This is a genomic window from Variovorax boronicumulans NBRC 103145 (genome assembly GCF_001591345.1).
In the GTDB taxonomy this organism is placed as follows: Bacteria; Pseudomonadota; Gammaproteobacteria; order Burkholderiales; family Burkholderiaceae_C; genus Variovorax; species Variovorax boronicumulans.
On record NZ_BCUS01000276.1, the window covers coordinates 1 to 859 of the forward strand.

Annotated in this window: 1 protein-coding gene; it reads right to left on the reverse strand. The window is 65.4% G+C overall.

Translation table 11 applies throughout. The features are described from left to right. Nucleotides 1-859: VCBS domain-containing protein (locus VBO01S_RS31520; protein WP_218005435.1), on the reverse strand; the 859-nt coding region annotated here is incomplete at both ends.

Sequence of the window (859 nt, forward strand, 5' to 3'; positions counted from 1 at the left end):
CACCGCAAGATCTTCTTGCACCGCACCGCTGGCCACGCCACCGATCACGGGCACATCGTTGGTCCCGGTGATGGTCACGGTCACGAGTTGGCTGGCCGTGCCGTCGGAGGAAACTGCGGTGAAGCTATCGCTGAGCGACTCCCCGGCACCCAGTTGCTGGATCGCCGCCTGGCTGTTGTTGGCCGTGTAGGTCCAGCTGCCGCCGGCCGCCAGCGTGAAGTTGCCGTAGCCGTTGCTGCCGGCGGTGCTTGCTTGAGGCTCGAAGTTCGACTGGCCCTGGTCGACATCGGCAATCGTCAGTGCCCCGCCGGTGCTCAGGTTCGGGGTCGAGGCATCCTCGCTCACCGCGCCGCTGGCTACGCCGCCAATCACCGGCACATCGTTGGTGCCGGTGATGGTCACCGTCACGAGTTGGCTGGCCGTTCCATCGGACGACACCGCGGTGAAGCTGTCGCTGATCGATTGACCTGCAGCCAGTTGTTGGATCGCCGCTTGACTGTTGTCAGCCGTGTAGCTCCAGCTGCCGTCAGCCGCCAGCGTGAAGTTGCCGTGGCCGTTGCTGCCGGCAGTGCTCGCCTGCGGCACAAAGTTCGACTGGCCCGCATCCACATCGGCGATCGTCAACGCACCACTGGCGCTCAGCTTCGGCGTCGAGGCATCCTCGCTCGTCGCGCCGGTGGCGACGCCGCCGATCACTGGCACGTCGTTGGTCCCGGTGATGGTCACGGTCACGAGTTGGCTGGCCGTTCCATCAGACGAGACTGCAGTAAAGCTGTCGCTGATCGATTGACCCGCACCAAGCTGCTGGATCGCCGCTTGGCTGTTGTCAGCCGTGTAGCTCCAGCCGCCGTCGGCTGCC